General features: G+C 40.8%; 15 protein-coding genes and 1 tRNA gene. 7 read left to right on the top strand and 9 right to left on the bottom strand.

Annotated elements, in window-relative coordinates; translation table 11 throughout:
• From CIK00_RS21580 to CIK00_RS21390, 4 genes are all read left to right on the top strand, one after another.
• On the top strand, positions 1-217 hold a 217-nt coding region (locus CIK00_RS21580; protein ID WP_233426584.1), incomplete at its 5' end, for a hypothetical protein.
• Between the two features lie 127 nt (positions 218-344).
• Positions 345-536: a hypothetical protein gene (locus tag CIK00_RS20080; RefSeq protein WP_101770327.1), complete on the top strand. Its 192-nt coding sequence runs from the start codon at positions 345-347 to the stop codon at positions 534-536.
• A gap of 72 nt (positions 537-608) precedes the next feature.
• The gene (locus tag CIK00_RS20075) at positions 609-1,589 is read left to right on the top strand and encodes a sugar-binding transcriptional regulator (protein WP_101770326.1); all 981 of its coding nucleotides are present in this window, start codon (positions 609-611) and stop codon (positions 1,587-1,589) included.
• A gap of 107 nt (positions 1,590-1,696) precedes the next feature.
• A tRNA-Sec gene (locus CIK00_RS21390) sits at positions 1,697-1,791 on the top strand.
• A 16-nt stretch (positions 1,792-1,807) separates the two neighbouring features.
• Here the strand turns inward: CIK00_RS21390 and selB are convergent.
• From selB to fdnG, 5 genes are all read right to left on the bottom strand, one after another.
• Positions 1,808-3,730: a selenocysteine-specific translation elongation factor gene (selB, locus tag CIK00_RS20070; RefSeq protein WP_101770325.1), complete on the bottom strand. Its 1,923-nt coding sequence runs from the start codon at positions 3,728-3,730 to the stop codon at positions 1,808-1,810.
• A 17-nt stretch (positions 3,731-3,747) separates the two neighbouring features.
• The gene (gene fdhE, locus CIK00_RS20065) at positions 3,748-4,638 is read right to left on the bottom strand and encodes a formate dehydrogenase accessory protein FdhE (protein ID WP_101770324.1); all 891 of its coding nucleotides are present in this window, start codon (positions 4,636-4,638) and stop codon (positions 3,748-3,750) included.
• A gap of 101 nt (positions 4,639-4,739) precedes the next feature.
• Complete coding sequence (locus CIK00_RS20060; protein ID WP_101770323.1) at positions 4,740-5,375, bottom strand: formate dehydrogenase subunit gamma; 636 nt, start codon at positions 5,373-5,375, stop codon at positions 4,740-4,742.
• Positions 5,372-6,247, bottom strand: a complete 876-nt coding sequence (gene fdxH / locus CIK00_RS20055; protein ID WP_101770322.1) for a formate dehydrogenase subunit beta — start codon at positions 6,245-6,247, stop codon at positions 5,372-5,374. The genes CIK00_RS20060 and fdxH overlap by 4 nt, the downstream gene beginning before the upstream one ends.
• A gap of 3 nt (positions 6,248-6,250) precedes the next feature.
• The gene (fdnG, locus tag CIK00_RS20050) at positions 6,251-9,265 is read right to left on the bottom strand and encodes a formate dehydrogenase-N subunit alpha (RefSeq protein WP_144043194.1); all 3,015 of its coding nucleotides are present in this window, start codon (positions 9,263-9,265) and stop codon (positions 6,251-6,253) included.
• A 932-nt stretch (positions 9,266-10,197) separates the two neighbouring features.
• On the opposite strand from fdnG, the gene mepA reads away from it, so the two are divergent.
• The gene (gene mepA / locus CIK00_RS20040; protein WP_101770319.1) at positions 10,198-11,007 is read left to right on the top strand and encodes a penicillin-insensitive murein endopeptidase; all 810 of its coding nucleotides are present in this window, start codon (positions 10,198-10,200) and stop codon (positions 11,005-11,007) included.
• A 92-nt stretch (positions 11,008-11,099) separates the two neighbouring features.
• On the opposite strand, the gene CIK00_RS20035 is transcribed toward mepA, so the two are convergent.
• Positions 11,100-11,354 carry a YfhL family 4Fe-4S dicluster ferredoxin gene (locus CIK00_RS20035; RefSeq protein WP_045037164.1) on the bottom strand — a complete coding sequence of 85 codons (255 nt, stop codon included), beginning with the start codon at positions 11,352-11,354 and terminating at the stop codon, positions 11,100-11,102.
• Between the two features lie 5 nt (positions 11,355-11,359).
• Entirely contained in the window at positions 11,360-12,748 is a 1,389-nt protein-coding gene (gene trhP / locus CIK00_RS20030; RefSeq protein ID WP_101770318.1) for a prephenate-dependent tRNA uridine(34) hydroxylase TrhP, read from the bottom strand.
• Positions 12,749-13,066: 318 nt separating this feature from the next.
• Here trhP and CIK00_RS20025 point away from each other — a divergent pair, with 318 nt between their 5' ends.
• Positions 13,067-14,572: a permease gene (locus CIK00_RS20025; protein ID WP_101770317.1), complete on the top strand. Its 1,506-nt coding sequence runs from the start codon at positions 13,067-13,069 to the stop codon at positions 14,570-14,572.
• A gap of 134 nt (positions 14,573-14,706) precedes the next feature.
• On the opposite strand, the gene rdgC is transcribed toward CIK00_RS20025, so the two are convergent.
• Together rdgC and CIK00_RS20015 are read right to left on the bottom strand one after the other, a co-directional pair.
• Entirely contained in the window at positions 14,707-15,618 is a 912-nt protein-coding gene (gene rdgC, locus CIK00_RS20020; protein ID WP_181314830.1) for a recombination-associated protein RdgC, read from the bottom strand.
• Positions 15,619-15,744: 126 nt separating this feature from the next.
• A complete protein-coding gene (locus CIK00_RS20015; protein WP_101770316.1) occupies positions 15,745-16,230 on the bottom strand; it encodes a VOC family protein in 486 nt (161 codons plus the stop codon).
• 210 nt (positions 16,231-16,440) lie between these two features.
• On the opposite strand from CIK00_RS20015, the gene CIK00_RS20010 reads away from it, so the two are divergent.
• A complete protein-coding gene (locus CIK00_RS20010) occupies positions 16,441-17,673 on the top strand; it encodes an exonuclease SbcCD subunit D C-terminal domain-containing protein (protein ID WP_101770315.1) in 1,233 nt (410 codons plus the stop codon).
• Positions 17,674-17,688 lie beyond the last annotated feature (15 nt).

The following is a 17,688-nucleotide window of genomic DNA, read 5'->3' as shown; positions in this document are numbered from 1 at the left end:
CGAGGTAGTTCAGTTGATTAACTTTCTATTGGGAAGCTTAGCGGCCTATCATGCCGAGGGTCGTACTGATGTTCGGAATGGTAAATCCCGTCCACTTCACATTTTTAGAAAGAAACCTGAATCTAACGATATAGGTTTTTTTTCGTTTGTAGAAAATGATAACAATCGCGTAGGTTATTATCCGTCATCTCGGAAGGGAGGCACGAGCTATCCGTGATCTACTTATTACGTGTTTGAGCATTAAAGACACCAATAAAAAATCAACTAAAACAGCAGTAAAGACAATAACTCTACAACGTGCGGATAATAGATTCCCTATCTCGTTCGTAATCTCGCGGTAGGAAATGACGGTCGTTATAAATAGGAAGCTTAGCGGTCTGTCATGGTTATTATTAGATGGTAATGATCGCGCTGATGCTCTGGTTGTAATGTTAGCGATGCCAAGTCCGGTCCACTTCACATTATTGAAGAAGCCTGGATTGAAATATTCAGGTTTTCAACGTTGTACACGATCAGATAAAACTGGATATACGTAATAACCTCTCGATTTTTATTCGGCAGTGTTAGAATAGGTTTTTGATTTAGCGCCCTATATAAAGGACTAAGTGATGAGCAGTTTGAATAATGATAATAATCACGCTGAGAATGATCAGCTGACTGAAATTGCTATTGCCTATTATCAAGAAGGTGCTACGCAAGAAGAAATATCACAACGTTTTGGGATGTCTCGCGCCAAAATTGGTCGTTTACTTCGTCGTGCTCGAGAAGAAGGTGTGGTTGAAATTACGGTTAAATATCACCCTGTATTCAGTGAAAAGCTTGAGCAGCAATTAATTGAACGGTTTAATTTAAAACGAGCACTGATTGCGTTAGATCAGCCTGATGATGAATCTCAACGCCAACAAGTGGCGAGTCTTGTTTCTGGTTATCTGGCGGCGACATTATCGGATGATATGGTGGTGGCGGTTGGGCAAGGGCGTAATATTGCCTCAATTGCTAATCATGTTGGCGTTGTGCCGCATCGCAACTGCCGTTTTGTGTGTGGGATTGGTGGTACGCATCGTTCTGGTAATGCGATTAATGCCGATCATATTTGTCGTCAACTCGCGAAAAAATATGATGGCATCAGTGAAACGTTATATGCCCCAGCTTATGTGGAAGATATTATCGTTAAAGAAGCATTCATGAAAAATGGCACTGTTAAAGAAACCTTGGATCGTGCTCGTCGCGCTGATGTTGCTTTAGTAGGGGTTGGTGATATGAATGAAAATAGCCATATGGTGAAATTAGGTTGGTTCACGCCTCAAGAAATAGTCGAAGCACGGATTCGAAAAGGGGTTGTGGGGGATATTGCTGGCTATGATTTTTTTGATAGCCAAGGTAAGCAAGCTGATACCATGATGAGCGATAGAGTGATTGGTTTAACGATGGATGAATTACGTCATATTCCGACGGTTGTAGTAACTGCGGCTGAAAACAGTAAAGCATTAGCCTTATTAGGCGCGTTGCGATCAGGTGTTGTTGATGTACTTGCAACCAGTGTTAGCAATGCATTGACGATTCTTAATCTTGATCAACAGATGAAATAGATGTTTATTTAATCATTTGATCTATAAAAGAAACCGCTATCATAATTGAATGTAGATAGCGGTTGCGCATTATGCTTTAAAGCAATAAAATACAGATTCAAAATGAAGGAAGAACGTCGTATCCGGTGATGCGTCCGGATTTCAAATCCGGGTAGGGCTGCCAGCAGTCCTGGGTAGGTTCGACTCCTATGTTCTTCCGCCACTTCCTTGTATTATCCTTAATCTTGTAATAAATTCTGATCTTTTAATTCGCGATAATTAAACTTACGCTTAGTAAAACCAATCTTATCAAAATACTCTAATAACTGAATCGCAACCTTACGTCCTAATTGACTGATATCTCGAAATTCAGCGGTTTCTAACTTCTGATGTTGAGCGGTATGTTGGCGTACGGCGGTTGCCATATTTACTAGATAGTGATGACTGACATAGCGATCTTTCACTATGGCGGCAACATAACTTAATTGCGCTAATTTATAGCTGAGTTTACGTATATTCTCTTCATTCTCACCCATTTCTGCTGCGAGATCGCGTATCCACCAAGGTTGAGGTTGGGTTGCCATCAATTGCTCTATTTGGTGCCAACATTGCAATTCTGGCTGTGTTAGCTGTAATTGATGTGCGGCTAAATGTAGCCATCCACGGGTATTTGCTAACAGTTGTTGGTTGAGTAATTGGTCGATAATAGCATTGAAGATAACCTGCGGCTGATTAAGTGCCGTCATGCGATATAACCGATCTTTACCCACACCGAGGGTATCTTGAGCCTGTTGATGATATTGCTCTAGTGTGGCGATAATGTGCTGTTGTAAATCCTGCTGATAACTGACATAGCAAAGATAATCACCATATTGGTTAATCGTCGTATTTGTTGCTAATAGATGATTAATAACATCAGTCTTGCATTGATGTTGTTCAAGCAGTTGTTGGCGTGATTGTGGTGCATATTGGAGCTTAAAGGCAATAATGTCATTGAGTGAATCGAGACTTGCACGTTGATTAAGATACTTAAGTCGCTGCGGTGTTCGCTTGCCACGATTAGGCGGTAGCAGGTCAATCACAATAGCACTGCCAAGATTGATTTTTTGGGCGGGATCGCGCAGTAATAATCGGTCTTGTTCCGTTAAACATAATGGCGTATCAAGGGTGATTTCAGCAAGGGCAGTCTCACCTTGTGCTAATTGTTTATCTTCTAATAATGCAATGCGAGCTGTGGTGTGAGTTGCTGCATGGAAAACTTGAATATTTTGCCAGTGTTTAATCAGATGGTTGGCGGTTAATTTAACCGTGATCCGTTTGATTATGGTTGTTGGTGCTGTTTGTAATAACCAATCGCCACGGTTTAAGTTGGCTTTATCAATGTCACCACTAATATTGAGCGCAACCCGTTGGTTTGCCGTCGCAGATTCCGTTGCTTGTCCTTGTGCATGAATACTTTTTATTCGCACAATTTGTGGTTGGCTATGGCCTTTTTTAAGGTTGCTATGGCTAACTAAACACAGGCTATCACCAACGTTAATTTGACCGTTTAACGCGGTTCCTGTAACGACTAATCCTGAGCCTTTAACATGAAATGCACGGTCGATAGCGAGTTTGAAATTTAGCGTATTATCATGTTGTTGTTCATTGTCAGCAAGATCAATCAAGTGTTGCTTGAGTTCATCAATACCATCATTAGTGTGCGCAGAACAATGAAAAATAGACGATTGAGTAAAACCATATTGAAACAATAATTGGGTTAATGTTGCTTCGAGTTGCTGTTGTTGTTCAACGGTCGTGAGATCGGATTTAGTGATCACCACCGTTAGACTATCCATGGCTAATAAGCGCAAAATAGTCAGGTGCTCATAGCTTTGCGGCATCATGCCTTCATCACTTGCTACAATTAGCATTGCATGATGGGCGGTGCCTACGCCTGCGAGCATATTGGATAGGAATTTTTCATGGCCAGGGACATCAATAAAACCTAACCGTTGTAGTTGGTTAGATTTTGTTGAGTGATAAGCCATAAACGCATAGCCTAAATCAATAGTCAGCCCGCGTTGTTGCTCTTCTGGTAGTCGATCGGCATTGATCCCAGTAAGGGCGTGTAACAGTTTAGTTTTACCATGATCGACATGGCCAGCTGTAGCAATAATCATAGCGTTACTCTAGAGCGTTATTGAGCGAGAGGCAGTAAGAAAGGATTGAAGCCGTTGCGATAGAATTCCATTTGACTCAGTTTTTGATCAAGTACTAGGGTCGCAAGATCATCAGCAATAGGATCTAATTGTGGGTTCTTTTCAAGGACCAACATTTTTAAATAGCTTTGACAATGGCCGCAAGTTTCAGCGCGGACGCTATCTTCTAGCGATTCACTTTGTAGTTGAATATTTTCGCCATCACCACATTGGGTACATTCAGCGCGTAGTCGATGCCACTCAGTTTCACATTGGCTGCAATGTAAGTAACGATGACCACTGCCTTGAATTAAACTTGCTACAGGTGCACCGCCACAAAGTGGACAATGTGATTGTTTTGCATTGGCTTCTGGTTGCCATTCTAATTGGGTATTAGTGACAATTAAGCTCATTAGCGTATTGATACAAGCCCAAAGAATAATCGCAATATCGGCAGGTACACGTTCTGGTTGGTTTTGCTGTAAAGCATGAAAGTAATGCTGCAATGTTTGTTGATCAATTTGACTCAGATTATCGATAACTTTAACGATATCATCGCTAACAATAGGGCGTAGTGCTGACGTTAATTGGGTTAGCATTGGGTCTAAAATAGCTTGCCAGGTGCTGTCTATTTCAATGGGCCATGTTAGCGTTTTAGTTTGTAATTGCTGTTGGACGGCGCTATTAAATGTTTCAACCAAATGTACTTGTTGCTGTACGATTTGACCTGCTAATAAAAGATAATCTGCCATAAAAGAATCTTGTGCCAACTGACGTAAACGTGCAGCGCGGGCATGAAAAATGGTTGCAGGTTGACCAATAATTAACGGATTAAAACCATCACTTTTTTGTTTAATAATAGTGTCTTTATCTAAAATTTTAACGCTCATGCAGGTATCCAATTATAAGAATACCAACCACGGTAAACCGAGGTTGGTATAGAAATAAAGAATGGATAAACAACGTGGTTTATCCATTCGAGAGCTAGTTGTTAGTGTTGGTCTTTGTTGCTAGATAGCGAACGGAACCAGCGTGGGTGATGTTTCTTTGCCCAAGCGGGAGAAACCTTACCTTCTAACATGCCATCAATTGAGCCTTTTACCCAATACGCCATGTAAACATGAACAATTAAGCTCAAAGCAAATACAAGGGCTGTGATTGAGTGAACAATTAATGCTATACGTATGACATCAATGCTGAAGTAAGCTGAAAAGTAAGCGCGCCATGCAATCAGACCCGTTACTAGCAACAATACCGCACAGGCAATAAATTGACGAAGGAGCATTTTTTGTCCCGCGTTATATTGACCTGCTTCTGGTACGTTTTCTTCATTTTCAGTTAGTACGTCTTTTACTTTTAGCATCCATTGGAGATCACCTTTTTCAAAGTGGTTATGGCTCCAATAACGAGAAACTAAGAAGCATAAGCCAACTGTCATCACAATTGCACCAAATGGGTGCAAAATACGCGCAAGCTGTGGTGAACCATAGACATAGCTAAGGAAGTGTAAAGGGGCAAACATAAAAGATAAGCCAGACAATAAAGTCCAGATACCTGCTAATGCAACAGTCCAATGCACAACACGATTTAAAGGCTTATGACGTAAAATTGTTTTATTCAAACTCATTTCTCATCTCCTTCGTCTTCAGCAACACGACTACGACCAACGGTGACTCGGTGAATAGCAGCAAGGGCTAAAGTACCGACTAAACCAACAGCAGCAAGTGGCTTGAGATCATCTTTCCATAATTTCACTGTTTCGCTGATTTTAGGATCTTTAGGTAGATCATAACGTTCAGGATCAGTGATATCGTGTAGAACATAAATCACATGCGTACCGCCAACACCTTGTGGGTTGTAGACACCTGCTTTTTTATGGCCTTTAGCTTGCAATGCAGCAACACGTTGATTGGCATATTCAAGAATTTCTTCACGAGGGCCAAAGCGTAATGCACCTGTTGGACAGGTTTTTGCACATGATGGCACTTGACCTGCCTGAAGGCGATCAAGACATAGCGTACATTTGTAAACGCGGTTATCAACAGGGTTCATACGCGGAATATCAAATGGGCAGCCTGCGATACAGTAACCGCAACCGACACATTTTTCCGAGTTGAAATCGACAACGCCGTTTTCATATTGCACGATAGCACCAGGTTCTGGGCACGCTTTTAAACAGCCAGGATCAGAACAGTGCATGCAGCTATGTTTGCTAAAGAGCCACTTGAACTTGTTATCTTCTTCAATTTCTTTGAAGTGGATAGTGGTCCACGTTTCAGCTGTAGTATTAGGCGGATTTTGGTAAGAGCCTTCAAAGGTTCCTACTTTGCCGCGTAAATTATTCCATTCGCTACACGCATCCATACAGCCTTTACAGCCAGTACAGCAAGTGACATCAATGAGCTTAGTCACTTGAATTTGACGTTTACGCGCATCAGGTGATGGAGTAAGCGACGATGTAGCAGAACTACGAATGATATTCTGTGATTCCATACCCATGGCTTACTTCACCTTCTCTACGTTAACCAAAAATGCCTTGTATTCAGGTGTTTGTGAGTTAGCATCACCAACACTTGGCGATAACGTATTCGCAAGGTAACCTGGCTTAGTATCACCTTCGTAACCCCAGTGAATTGGGATACCGACAGTGTGAACTGCTTGGCCATTAACATGCAGTGGCGTAATACGTTTCGAAACATAAGCTTTAGCGATAATAGAGCCACGCTTAGATGTTACTCGAATCATATCGGCATTCTTAATGCCTTTTTCTTCCGCAAGACCAACGCCGATCTCTACAAATTGTTCAGGCTGTAATACAGCATTAAAATGAGAGTGACTGGTCCATGTATGGAAGTGTTCAGTTAAGCGATAAGTGGTACCCACAAATGGGTAATCCTCTTTAGTGCCTAGCTGAGCCGCATCATCTTTAAATAAACGTGCCGCTGGGTTTGAAATCACATTTTTATGTAATGGATTAGTACCAATCGGTGTTTCAAACGGTTCGTAGTGCTCAGGGAACGGACCTTCAGCCATTTTATCAAGGGCAAATAGACGACCTACGCCTTCAGGTTGCATGATAAATGGGCTCGCATTTTTTGCTGGTGGTAATTTAGCATTAAAGTCAGGTACATCTGGGCCAACCCATTTGTCACCATTCCACTCAACTAAGACGCGTGATTTATCCCATGGTGTTCCATCAGGACGTGTTGAAGCACGGTTATACAATACACGACGGTTTGCAGGCCATGACCATGCCCAGTTAGGTGCAAGACCTAAACCTGAAGGATCGCTGTTATCACGACGTGCAGTTTGGTTACCGGCTTCTGTCCAACTACCTGTGTATAACCAGCACGCAGAATTGGTCGAACCATCAGCTTTTAGTTTGCTAAAGCTAGATAGTTGCTTACCGTTAGCATCTTTACCGTTAAGTTCTTTGCATAGCTCTTTGGTATTTGGTGCAGCAGGGATCGCATAGTTCCAATCAAGAGATAGGATAGGATCAGGATATGTGCCGCCTTCTTGTTGATACATATCGCGCATCTTCAAGAAAATACCCGCTAAGATCTCGGCATCACCTTTTGCTTCTCCTGGCATATCAGCTGCTTTCCAGTGCCACTGTAACCAGCGCGCTGAACTTACGATAGTGCCATCTTCTTCCGCAAAACATGCACAAGGCAAACGGAATACTTCAGTGTCAATGCTTGCAGTATCAACTTCATTAACGTTAGGTTTATTCTGCCAAAACGTAGAGGTTTCAGTGACAAGAGGATCGACAACTACTAAGTATTTCAACTTAGACAAAGAGTCTAATGTTTTTTGTTTATTAGACATTGAAGCGACAGGGTTGAAACCTTGACAGATATAGCCATTCATTTTGCCTTTGTTCATCATTTCGAACACGCGCAATATGTCGTAGCTTTGATCCCATTTTGGCATCATGTCGTAGCCAAAGTTATTTTCAGCTGTCGCACTTTTACCGTAGAAAGACTTCAGTAATGATACGAAGAATGCAGGGTAATGCTGCCAATAGTTAGTTTGATCCGCTTCAAGTGCCGCTGGAGTGTGGTGCTTAAGGTGAGTCGCTAAATCAACATCTTTATCAGATGGCAATTTTAAGTAACCAGGTAAACTTTGTGCTAACAGACCAAGGTCAGTAATACCTTGAATATTAGAGTGACCACGCAGGGCGTTAACGCCGCCGCCAGCCATACCCATATTACCTAGTAGTAACTGAATCATTGCCATACAACGGATATTTTCAGCGCCTTTAGAGTGCTGAGTCCAGCCGGTTGCATACAAGATAGTGGCAACACGGTTATCCGCAGCAGTACTACCAAGTGCTTTACAGATGTGATCAAACATATCAACAGGCGTACCGGTGATATTAGAAACAACATCTGGAGTGTAACGAGCAACGTGATCTTTAAGTAAGTTCCATACACAGCGAGGATGTTGTAGAGACTCATCCTTTAATGCATAGCCTTGATCGTCAAGTTGGTAGAACCAGCTGCTACGATCATACTGACGTTTCTCTGCATCATAGCCAGAGAATAGACCATCGTGGAATGCATAGTCGTCACGCACAATAAAGCTAGCGTTGGTGTATGCTTTAACATACTCATGATTCACTTGGCTGCTTGCAATTAGGTAGCGAATAGCACCTAAAAGGAAAGCAATATCAGCACCAGAACGGATCGGTGCATAGTGATCAGCCACTGCTGCTGTACGCGTGAAACGTGGATCAACTACAATGATTTCAGCGTTATTATTTTTTTGAGCTTCAATCGCCCAGCGGAAGCCTACAGGGTGTGCTTCTGCTGCGTTACCGCCCATAACAAGAATAAGGTTGGCATTTTTGATATCAACCCAGTTGTTTGTCATCGCGCCGCGGCCAAATGTTGGAGCAAGACTTGCTACCGTTGGACCGTGTCAAACACGCGCTTGAGTATCTACAGGAACCATGCCTAAACCACGGGCAAATTTCTGAGTTAACCAACCGTTTTCATTGCTTTCCGCTGAGGCACAAAGCATGCCTGTTGTTAGCCAGCGGTTAACTGTGGTGCCTTCGTCATTGGTTTTTACCAAGTTAGCATCACGGTCTTGTTTCATTAGTTTAGCGATACGGCTAAAGGCTTCGTCCCATGTTAGACGCTGCCATTTATCTGAGCCAGGAGCACGGTATTCTGGGAATTTCAAACGTTGTTCGCTGTTAACAAAACCAGCTAGGCCCGCACCTTTAGGACATAATGCACCACGGCTTACTGGATGATCGGGATCACCTTCAACGTGGAACACTTTTTGTTTAATATTACCGCCAGTAGCACCTGTGCTGTATAGCAATGTGCCACAGCCAACTGAACAATAAGAACACGTATTACGCGTTTCTTTGGCTGCGGTTAATTTAAAGTCACGGGCTTGTGCCCATGCTTTTTGTGAAACTGTGGCAAGCGAAGCAATTGTTGTTGTTGCTACAGCCCCCGCGCACAATTTAAATAATTGACGTCTACTTATATTCAATCTTAAAAGACCTTATTAGAAATAAAGAAGAGGGTGAAATCTACAATGTTATTATATGAGTAAATATAAAATCGTCAAATTTTGCTATTAGCGATAAAATTATAAAAAATAGGGAGGTAATATAAATAACTATTCACTGTCATTAATAACTATTCACTGACATTAATAACTAATGATAATGATTAGTATGATGATGGTAATTTCAATCAAAATTACTGTGAGCTTATTATGTAGTAATAATCATTTTCATTTACTTATGTTACTATCTTATTATATTTGTTCATGTTTTATTTTTAATGGTAAATATATTTATATAATGTATGACAAATAAATAGATTACTTTTCAATTGAATGTAAGCCATGGTTATAAAGGATTCCTTTGCTTTTACGTTCTTCTCTGAAGCTAAAAAAGAAATATCAATAAGTTATTTTTTTATTTATAAACAAGCCGTTATGATTTTATCTGTTTTTTATTTATAGGTGTCCAGTGTTTTTTTTACTAGGTGAATAACGAGATAGTGTTAAATTAATGATATAAATTAATAATTATCGGCATTAAGCTGCAATCTTAAGTGTCATATTTAGAGTATTGGAATGTCATTTAAGCGGTAAGGTTAGGTTAAGTATATTTAATAATGATCTTCTATTTTATAAAATCATGGTGATTGAAGTATAAAAAAGCCGTTATATAATATTTAAAAATAAGTGGTGATCTTTATTTGTTTCTTTAAGAACCTATCAAAGACTTAAAAATAAAAAGTGAATGACGGTAGGAAATTTGAATGGATATTATTTTTCTCATTATTATAAATTAAAATAATGGTGGATTTTTTAGTGGATGAATTTTGCATCGTTACAAGGTTGCGTTATCATTGTATGACAGCAAATAAAAAGGAAGAGTTAATGTGTTAAGGACGATAATAACGGGTTTAATGCTCGCTTGTATAAGTCAGAGCGTAATGGCAACACCATGGGAAAAAGTAAAAAATCCAAGTCAGGGTGATTCTAGTTCGATTGGCTCATATGCTAATGGATGTCTTGCTGGTGGTGAGCGTTTACCGCTGCAAGGTGATGGCTACCAAGTAATACGTTCTGAGCGTGGACGTTATTATGGTAATAGTGAAATGATTGTTTTTTTGCAGCAATTGATGAAGCAATCACAGCAACTGAAAATTGGTAATGTATTGGTGGGTGATATTGCAATGCCGCGTGGCGGTCGGTTCTCATCCGGTCATGCAAGTCATCAAACCGGACTTGATGCTGATATTTGGTTGCGTATACCTGAAAAGCCATTATCACCACAAGCACTAAAAACAGTTTCAGCACTGCCGATGGTGGATGTGAAAAATTATAAAATCATCGAAAAAAACTGGAGTATGAAGCAAGCACAGTTAATTCAACTTGCTGCCAGTGATGATCGTGTTTCACGTATTTTTGTCCATCCGGTGATCAAACAACAGTTATGTAAAACACAGTGGAAACAACGTGATTGGCTGCGTAAAGTTCGACCTTGGTTTGGTCATTACTACCATTTTCATGTGCGGTTAAAGTGCCCTGAAGGAAGTACGACATGTAAGCCTCAAACACCGCCGCCAGCAGGTGATGGCTGTGGTACTGAGCTTGCCTCATGGTCACCAAATTATAAAGCACCCGTGAAAACTGAGCCTGTTATAAAAGTAAAACCTAAGCCCAAACAGGTAAAAGTATTACCTCCTATGTGTACGATGGTTTTAAAAAGTTAGTTTTCTGATGGCGATATAGATCGATCATCAAATAAAAAAGCGCCGCCCAGTTAACTGAGCGGCGCTTTTTTGATACGGTTTATTAGTGATGACTAAGCAAGGCCTTGCAGCGTAACAAACTTATCAAGAAGTTCATCATCTGATTCAATATGCTCAGGATCAGTAATAATGCAATTGGTGATAGGACAAACAGACTGACACGTCGGCTTATCATAATGCCCTTTACATTCTGTGCAGCGATCAGGATTAATTTCGTAAAATTCATCCCCCATGGTGATTGCTTCATTGGGGCATTCAGGATCACACATATCACAATTAATGCATTTAGTTGTAATGAGCAGTGCCATCGTGCTTATTTACCGTCTTTAGGTGCGTGTGGGTTACGGGTATCTTCACCGTTATTCAAATTACGCATTAATAAACCAAAACTTAGATCCATATCTGATGGCATTGGAATAAACACAAAGTGACCATTACCTTTAGCATCATCAATCACTTCTGATTTACGGTTTTCCATCGTTTCAAGTTTGAAGACAACGTTACCTTGTGGTGTCATTACTTCTAGGCTATCACCGACAATGAACTTGTTTTTCACATCAACTTCAGCAAGGTCGCCACGGCGTTTACCTGTAAATTCACCGACAAATTGTTGGGAATCTGAAATTGAGTAACCGTAATCATAATTTTGGTAAGCATCATGGGTATGACGACGAAGGAAACCTTCAGTGTAACCACGGTGCGCTAGGCTTTCTAATGTACCTAGTAGTGAATCGTCAAATGGCTTACCAGCAACCGCATCATCAATCGCTTTACGGTAAACTTGCGCAGTACGTGCACAGTAATAGAAAGACTTAGTACGACCTTCAATTTTCAGTGAATGCACGCCCATTTTAGTTAGACGCTCAACATGTTGTACTGCACGAAGATCTTTAGAGTTCATGATGTAAGTACCATGCTCATCTTCAAATGCCGCCATTTTTTCTTCAGGACGGTGAGATTCGCTTAGTAATACAACATCATCAATCGGCTTACCAAGACCTAATGTATTATTTGGACGCTCTTCAATTTCTTGAATTTGGATGGCGTCTTTAGCTTCAACGATTTGACCTGAATCGTTCTCAACTGCTTTTTCTACTTTGTATTCCCAACGGCATGAGTTAGTGCACGTGCCTTGGTTTGGATCGCGTTTATTGATGTAACCAGATAACAAACAACGGCCAGAATACGCCATGCAAAGAGCACCATGAACAAAGATTTCTAGTTCTGTATCAGGGCAGTGCTCACGAATCTCTTCGATTTCTTCTAGTGATAACTCACGAGAAAGAATGACACGCTCAACACCCTGAGTTGACCAAAATTTAACGGTCGCCCAGTTAACAGCATTAGCTTGTACTGATAGGTGAATGACTACTTCAGGAAATGCTTCACGAACCATCATGATCAAACCAGGATCTGACATGATAAGTGCGTCAGGGCCCATCTCTACAATCGGCTTTAAGTCACGAATAAAGGTTTTAAGCTTAGAGTTATGCGGTTGAATATTACAAACCACATACAGCTTTTTACCTTGTGCGTGTGCTTCATCGATACCAATTTTCAGGTTATCTAGATTGAATTCATTGTTACGAACGCGAAGGCTGTAACGAGGTTGGCCTGCATAGACAGCATCTGCACCATAAGCAAAGGCGTAACGCATGTTTTTAAGGCTACCGGCTGGAGATAGTAATTCTGGTTTAAACATTGTTTAGTTCTCTTAGATGTCTGATTCCAAATCAGCCTATAACACCTAGTGCTATAGGGAGGAGGCGAGATTCTACTTTTTTCATTCCCACATTGCCAATTTTCTTGAAAATAATGATTATCCACGGCAATTGATATTGGTATAGAAATAAATTTAGCGAGATTCTCAGTGGTAATTGTTAAAAATAATCTATTAATTAATGTACTAAAATACATACTTAGTATGCATTAAATACATTAGTTATATTTTAGGGCAACATGTGCTAACTGTTTGCACAATGTTGCTACTAGTTAATGATGGCATATTAAGAAGGTATATATGATAGGGCAAGATATTGGTGGGTTGGTTATCCATTTGTTTTCTACATTTGGAAATATGGTTTGGCAAATTTTTTGGCCATTAGCATTCGGCTTAATGTTGTCGTCATGGATTCGTAATTTATTACCCGTATCGAGTGTAGTAAAACATTTAGGTAAAACGACCGTAGTGAGTCTTGGCTTTACTACCTTTTTAGGCATGGTGTCGTCATCATGTTCATATGCTGCGGCGTCACTATCTCATACGTTACTGACTAAAAAAGCGACGGTTGCTAATGCAATGGCATTTTTAGTTTCAAGCACTAACTTGATTATAGAAATGTTCATTGTCTTAGTTGCGTTGATGGGCTGGACGTTTTTCTGGGGTGAAGTCATTGGTGGTTTAATTTTAATTGCGACCGCTGGATTTTTATTTAGTCGATTTTATCCAAAAGATGTTGAACAAGAGTTACGCCAACATCTTTTAGACGCCCAACCGCAAAAAGCAAGTTGCGGCATGGATATGTCTAAGATGAAGTCTGACGACAGTGACTGCAGCATGGATATGTCTAAGATGAAAGCTGACGACAGTGATTGCGGCATGGACATGTCTAAGATGAAAGCTGACGACAGTGATTGTGGCATGGACATGTCTAAGATGAAAGCTGATGACAGCGACTGCGGCATGGATATGTCGAAGATGAAAGCTGATGACAGTGACTGCGGCATGGACATGTCTAAGATGAAGTCTGATGACAGTGACTGCGGCATGGATATGTCTAAGATGAAAGCTGATGACAGTGATTGCGGCATGGACATGTCGAAGATGAAAGCTGACGACAGTGACTGTGGCATGGACATGTCAAGCATGAAGTCTGGCGATCATTCTGCAATGAAGATGAATATGGCGGCTGAGCCTCAATCTGCCACCATGGAAAAAATCACCAAGTCTGCGGGTTTCTTCCAAATGGATATTGCCATGATTGGTAAAGAAATCCTGATCGGGGTGGTGGTATCTTCCATTTTAATTGCATTAATGCCTCAAGATGGTTGGCGCGATCTGTTTATTAGTAATGATGCTGGCTTACCTGTCTGGTTACATTCTTTCTTAGATGTGATTATTGGTATTTTTGTGGCAATGGTTGCGTATGTTTGCTCTGTGGGTAATCTGATTTTAGCGGCAGCATTGTGGCATGGTGGTATTTCATTTGGTGGCGTGATTGGTTTCATTTTATCTGATGTGTTAACCATTCCAATGATCCGTGTTTACCAAAAATACTACGGTAAACGTCCAACGAAATGGATGGTTGGATTGTTATTCGTTTCTATCTTGTTTACAGGTTTGTGTGTTGATGCGATCTTTAATGGCTTTGGTTGGGTTACAACTGACCAAACAGCACGTGCATTAAATCAATCAGGCTTTGGTTTGAACTTCACCACCGTGATGAACCTTATCTTTATTCCTGTTTCTATTTGGTATTACCGTTTAGGTAAAAAAGCCAATGCAAGTATGGGAATGAGTATGTAACGCAGATAGACGTTTATAACGAACAGTTTATCAGTAAGTAGCAAAAGAGCCGTCATGTGCTAACACATGACGGCTCTTTTTGTTATTCAAGCAATGCTTATATGACTTAAAGCCACATGCCGAAAACCGAGGAATTAACCTTTGTTTTCTAAGCCGCCGATAACATCAAATAGGTTGGGTAAAAATGCAGAGAACTCGCCGCCCATTAATGACAGGTCAGCATCAATGCGCTGTGCCATATCTTCACGGTCGATATCTTCGTTTTGATCTTTTAATTCATCAGAGAATTTAAGACGTTTAACGGTTAAGTCATCCGCTAGAATGAAATCAATACGATCTTGCCAATTAAGTGCCAGTTTAGTGACCACTTTATTCGCTTCAATGTGCGCTAAAATCTCATCACAATTTAAATCTTGCTGCTTACAACGGATCACGCCACCGTCTTCTTCAATCGCTTTAAATTCAGCTTCCTCACCAATAGTAAAACCTTGTGGTGATTGGTTGCTGCGAACCCATTCTGTTAGGGTTAATGCTAATGGTTTTTCAGGCACAACCGGAACAACAGGTAAGCTACCGATAGATTTACGTAATAATGCTAATACATCTTCAGCTTTTTTGTAGCTACCCGCATCAACCACAATGAAGCCTAATTTAGGCATGATTAATGCGTAAGTTTGGTGTTGACGACTGAATGCGCGTGGTAATAAATCCATTACGATTTCGTCTTTGAGGCTGTCTTTCTCAGTCTTTTTCAGTTTACGACCAAGATCTTTTTCCTGCATATCAATTTTGTTGTTCAATGATTCTTTGATCACTGATGCAGGCAGCATTTTTTCTTCTTTGCGTGCACAAATTAAAATATTGTCACCAGAAACATGGGTAAACATATCACCATGTTTGCCCAGTGCATGCGCCCAGCCAAACTTTTGAATGTCTTGGCTACCACAAGGTGTAAAGCGGAATTCTTCCAGCTGTTTTTCTATTTGGTCTGCATTTAAGTCAATCTCACGCGTAAAACGGTAAGTCAGTATATTTTTAAACCACATCATGCTAGTCACACTTCTTAGGGTAAACAGTTGGGGATCTATCTTAACCTAACCACCGAAAATTACTAAGTAGCGTTTGTGATTGTTGGTCGTATTGGCGATCACCAATCCTTATTCTAAAAAATATTATTCATACTTTGTGGAGTAAGTCTCTTCATAAGTATGTGAGTACAGCTCAAACAAGTTACCAAAAGGGTCTTCTAAATAAACCATTTGGGATGTGTTGCTGTCATCTTCAGGGTGGTAGCGCATGATATCCATACGAACCTTACCGCCATATTGTTCAGTACGGGCTATAACACCATGAAAATCATCAGTTTGAAGGCAGAAGTGAAAAATGCCAATGCGAGAGAAATCAACGTCATGACGCTGTTGACGGTCTTTCATTTCAAACAGCTCAAAGCCGATACCATCTTTGGTTAATAGATGGGCAATATTAAAGCCTTTAAAGCCCGCACCAAAAACTGCGATACACATGCGACCAATGGCGGTTTCACGCTCTTCGGTAACTTTGGTATTACCCATCACAATATCAAGACCCAGCGCTTTAGTATAAAACTCAACCGCAGTGTCCATGTCGCCAACCATTATACCGACGTGATTCATTTTCATAATTTACTCCAAATTAAAGTGATTAATTCGTAACTTTTCTCGATGGGGTAATACTATGCCAAGCCTTAAATAATATAAAATTATCAATATTTATTAAAATAATAACGTTTTGTTATGACGGTTGTTTATGAATCATCAAAACTCTGTGTAGTTGAGGATTCACACGGTACAATCTGATGATTATTTCTGGCCTGGTAGTGTTATCCCATTATGAAAATTATCCATACCTCTGATTGGCATCTCGGCCATCAATTACATGGCTATAGCCGTGCAACGGAACATCAAGCATTTTTAGATTGGCTTGCTGATACCCTTGAGCAACAACAAGCGGATGCCTTATTAGTGGCAGGAGATATTTTTGATACTGCTAATCCAGCCGCCAGTGCATGGGAAATGTTGTATCGTTTCTTAGCCCGATTAGCGAAAACATTGCCTAAGCTTGATGTGGTAATGATCGGTGGCAACCATGATTCACCCAGTAAACTCGATGCGCCACAAGCGTTGTTAAAAGCGTTTAATTTGCATTTAGTTGGCGGTATTCATCGGCTAGATAATGGCGAATTAGATTGCGATCGAATGTTAGTACCATTAACCAATGCCGATGGTGAACAAGCGGCGTGGGTGCTTGCGGTGCCATTTTTACGCAGCGCTGATTTACGCACTGAAAATTTAGCTGAAACAGATGATCGCCTCATTAAAGGGGTCGAAGTGTTGTATGCCGAAATGACCGCCGTTGCTCGTGAGCGTAAACAACCTCAACAAGCGTTAATCGGTATGGGCCACGCGTATATGGCGTCAGGAAAAATTTCTGAGATGTCAGAGCGACGGGTATTAGGGGGGAATCAGCATGCGCTACCGGCGACTATTTTTGCCGATGATGTTAGCTATGTTGCCCTTGGACATTTGCATTTAGCCCAAAAAGTTTCCAAGCAAGAACATGTGCGTTATTGCGGCTCACCGATCCCACTATCAATGGCTGAGCGTAATTATAGCCATCAAATCGTGGTGGTTGAATTAGACGGTACTGACGTTATTAATATTGAGCCAATCACCATTCCTCGAAGTGTTGATATGCTAAAAGTACCAACCAAACCTGCGCCATTAGATGAAGTATTAGTGGCACTTAAAGCGTTATCTGATGATGAACTTCCTCGTGAGCAACAACCCTTTTTAGAGGTGCATGTACTGCTTGATAAGCCCCAAGCTCTGTTACGTGAAAAAGTGTTGCAAGCATTAGAAGGTAAATCGGTACGGTTGGCTAAAATCACCCCGCATTATCAACACGTCGAACAGCAACAAGGCTTGCAGCACCAACGGTTATCTGAGGTGTCACCGCAACAAGTATTTTCTCTGAGTTGGAATAAAAAATACGATGGTGAACCTGATGCTGCGATGACTGCCGCTTTTGAAAGCTTATTAGTGCAAGTTGAAGAACAACAATAATAATAGAGAATAATA

The sequence above is a fragment of the Photobacterium carnosum genome (assembly GCF_002849605.1).
GTDB lineage: Bacteria > Pseudomonadota > Gammaproteobacteria > Enterobacterales > Vibrionaceae > Photobacterium > Photobacterium carnosum.
This window is presented reverse-complemented; position numbering and strand designations above follow the sequence as displayed.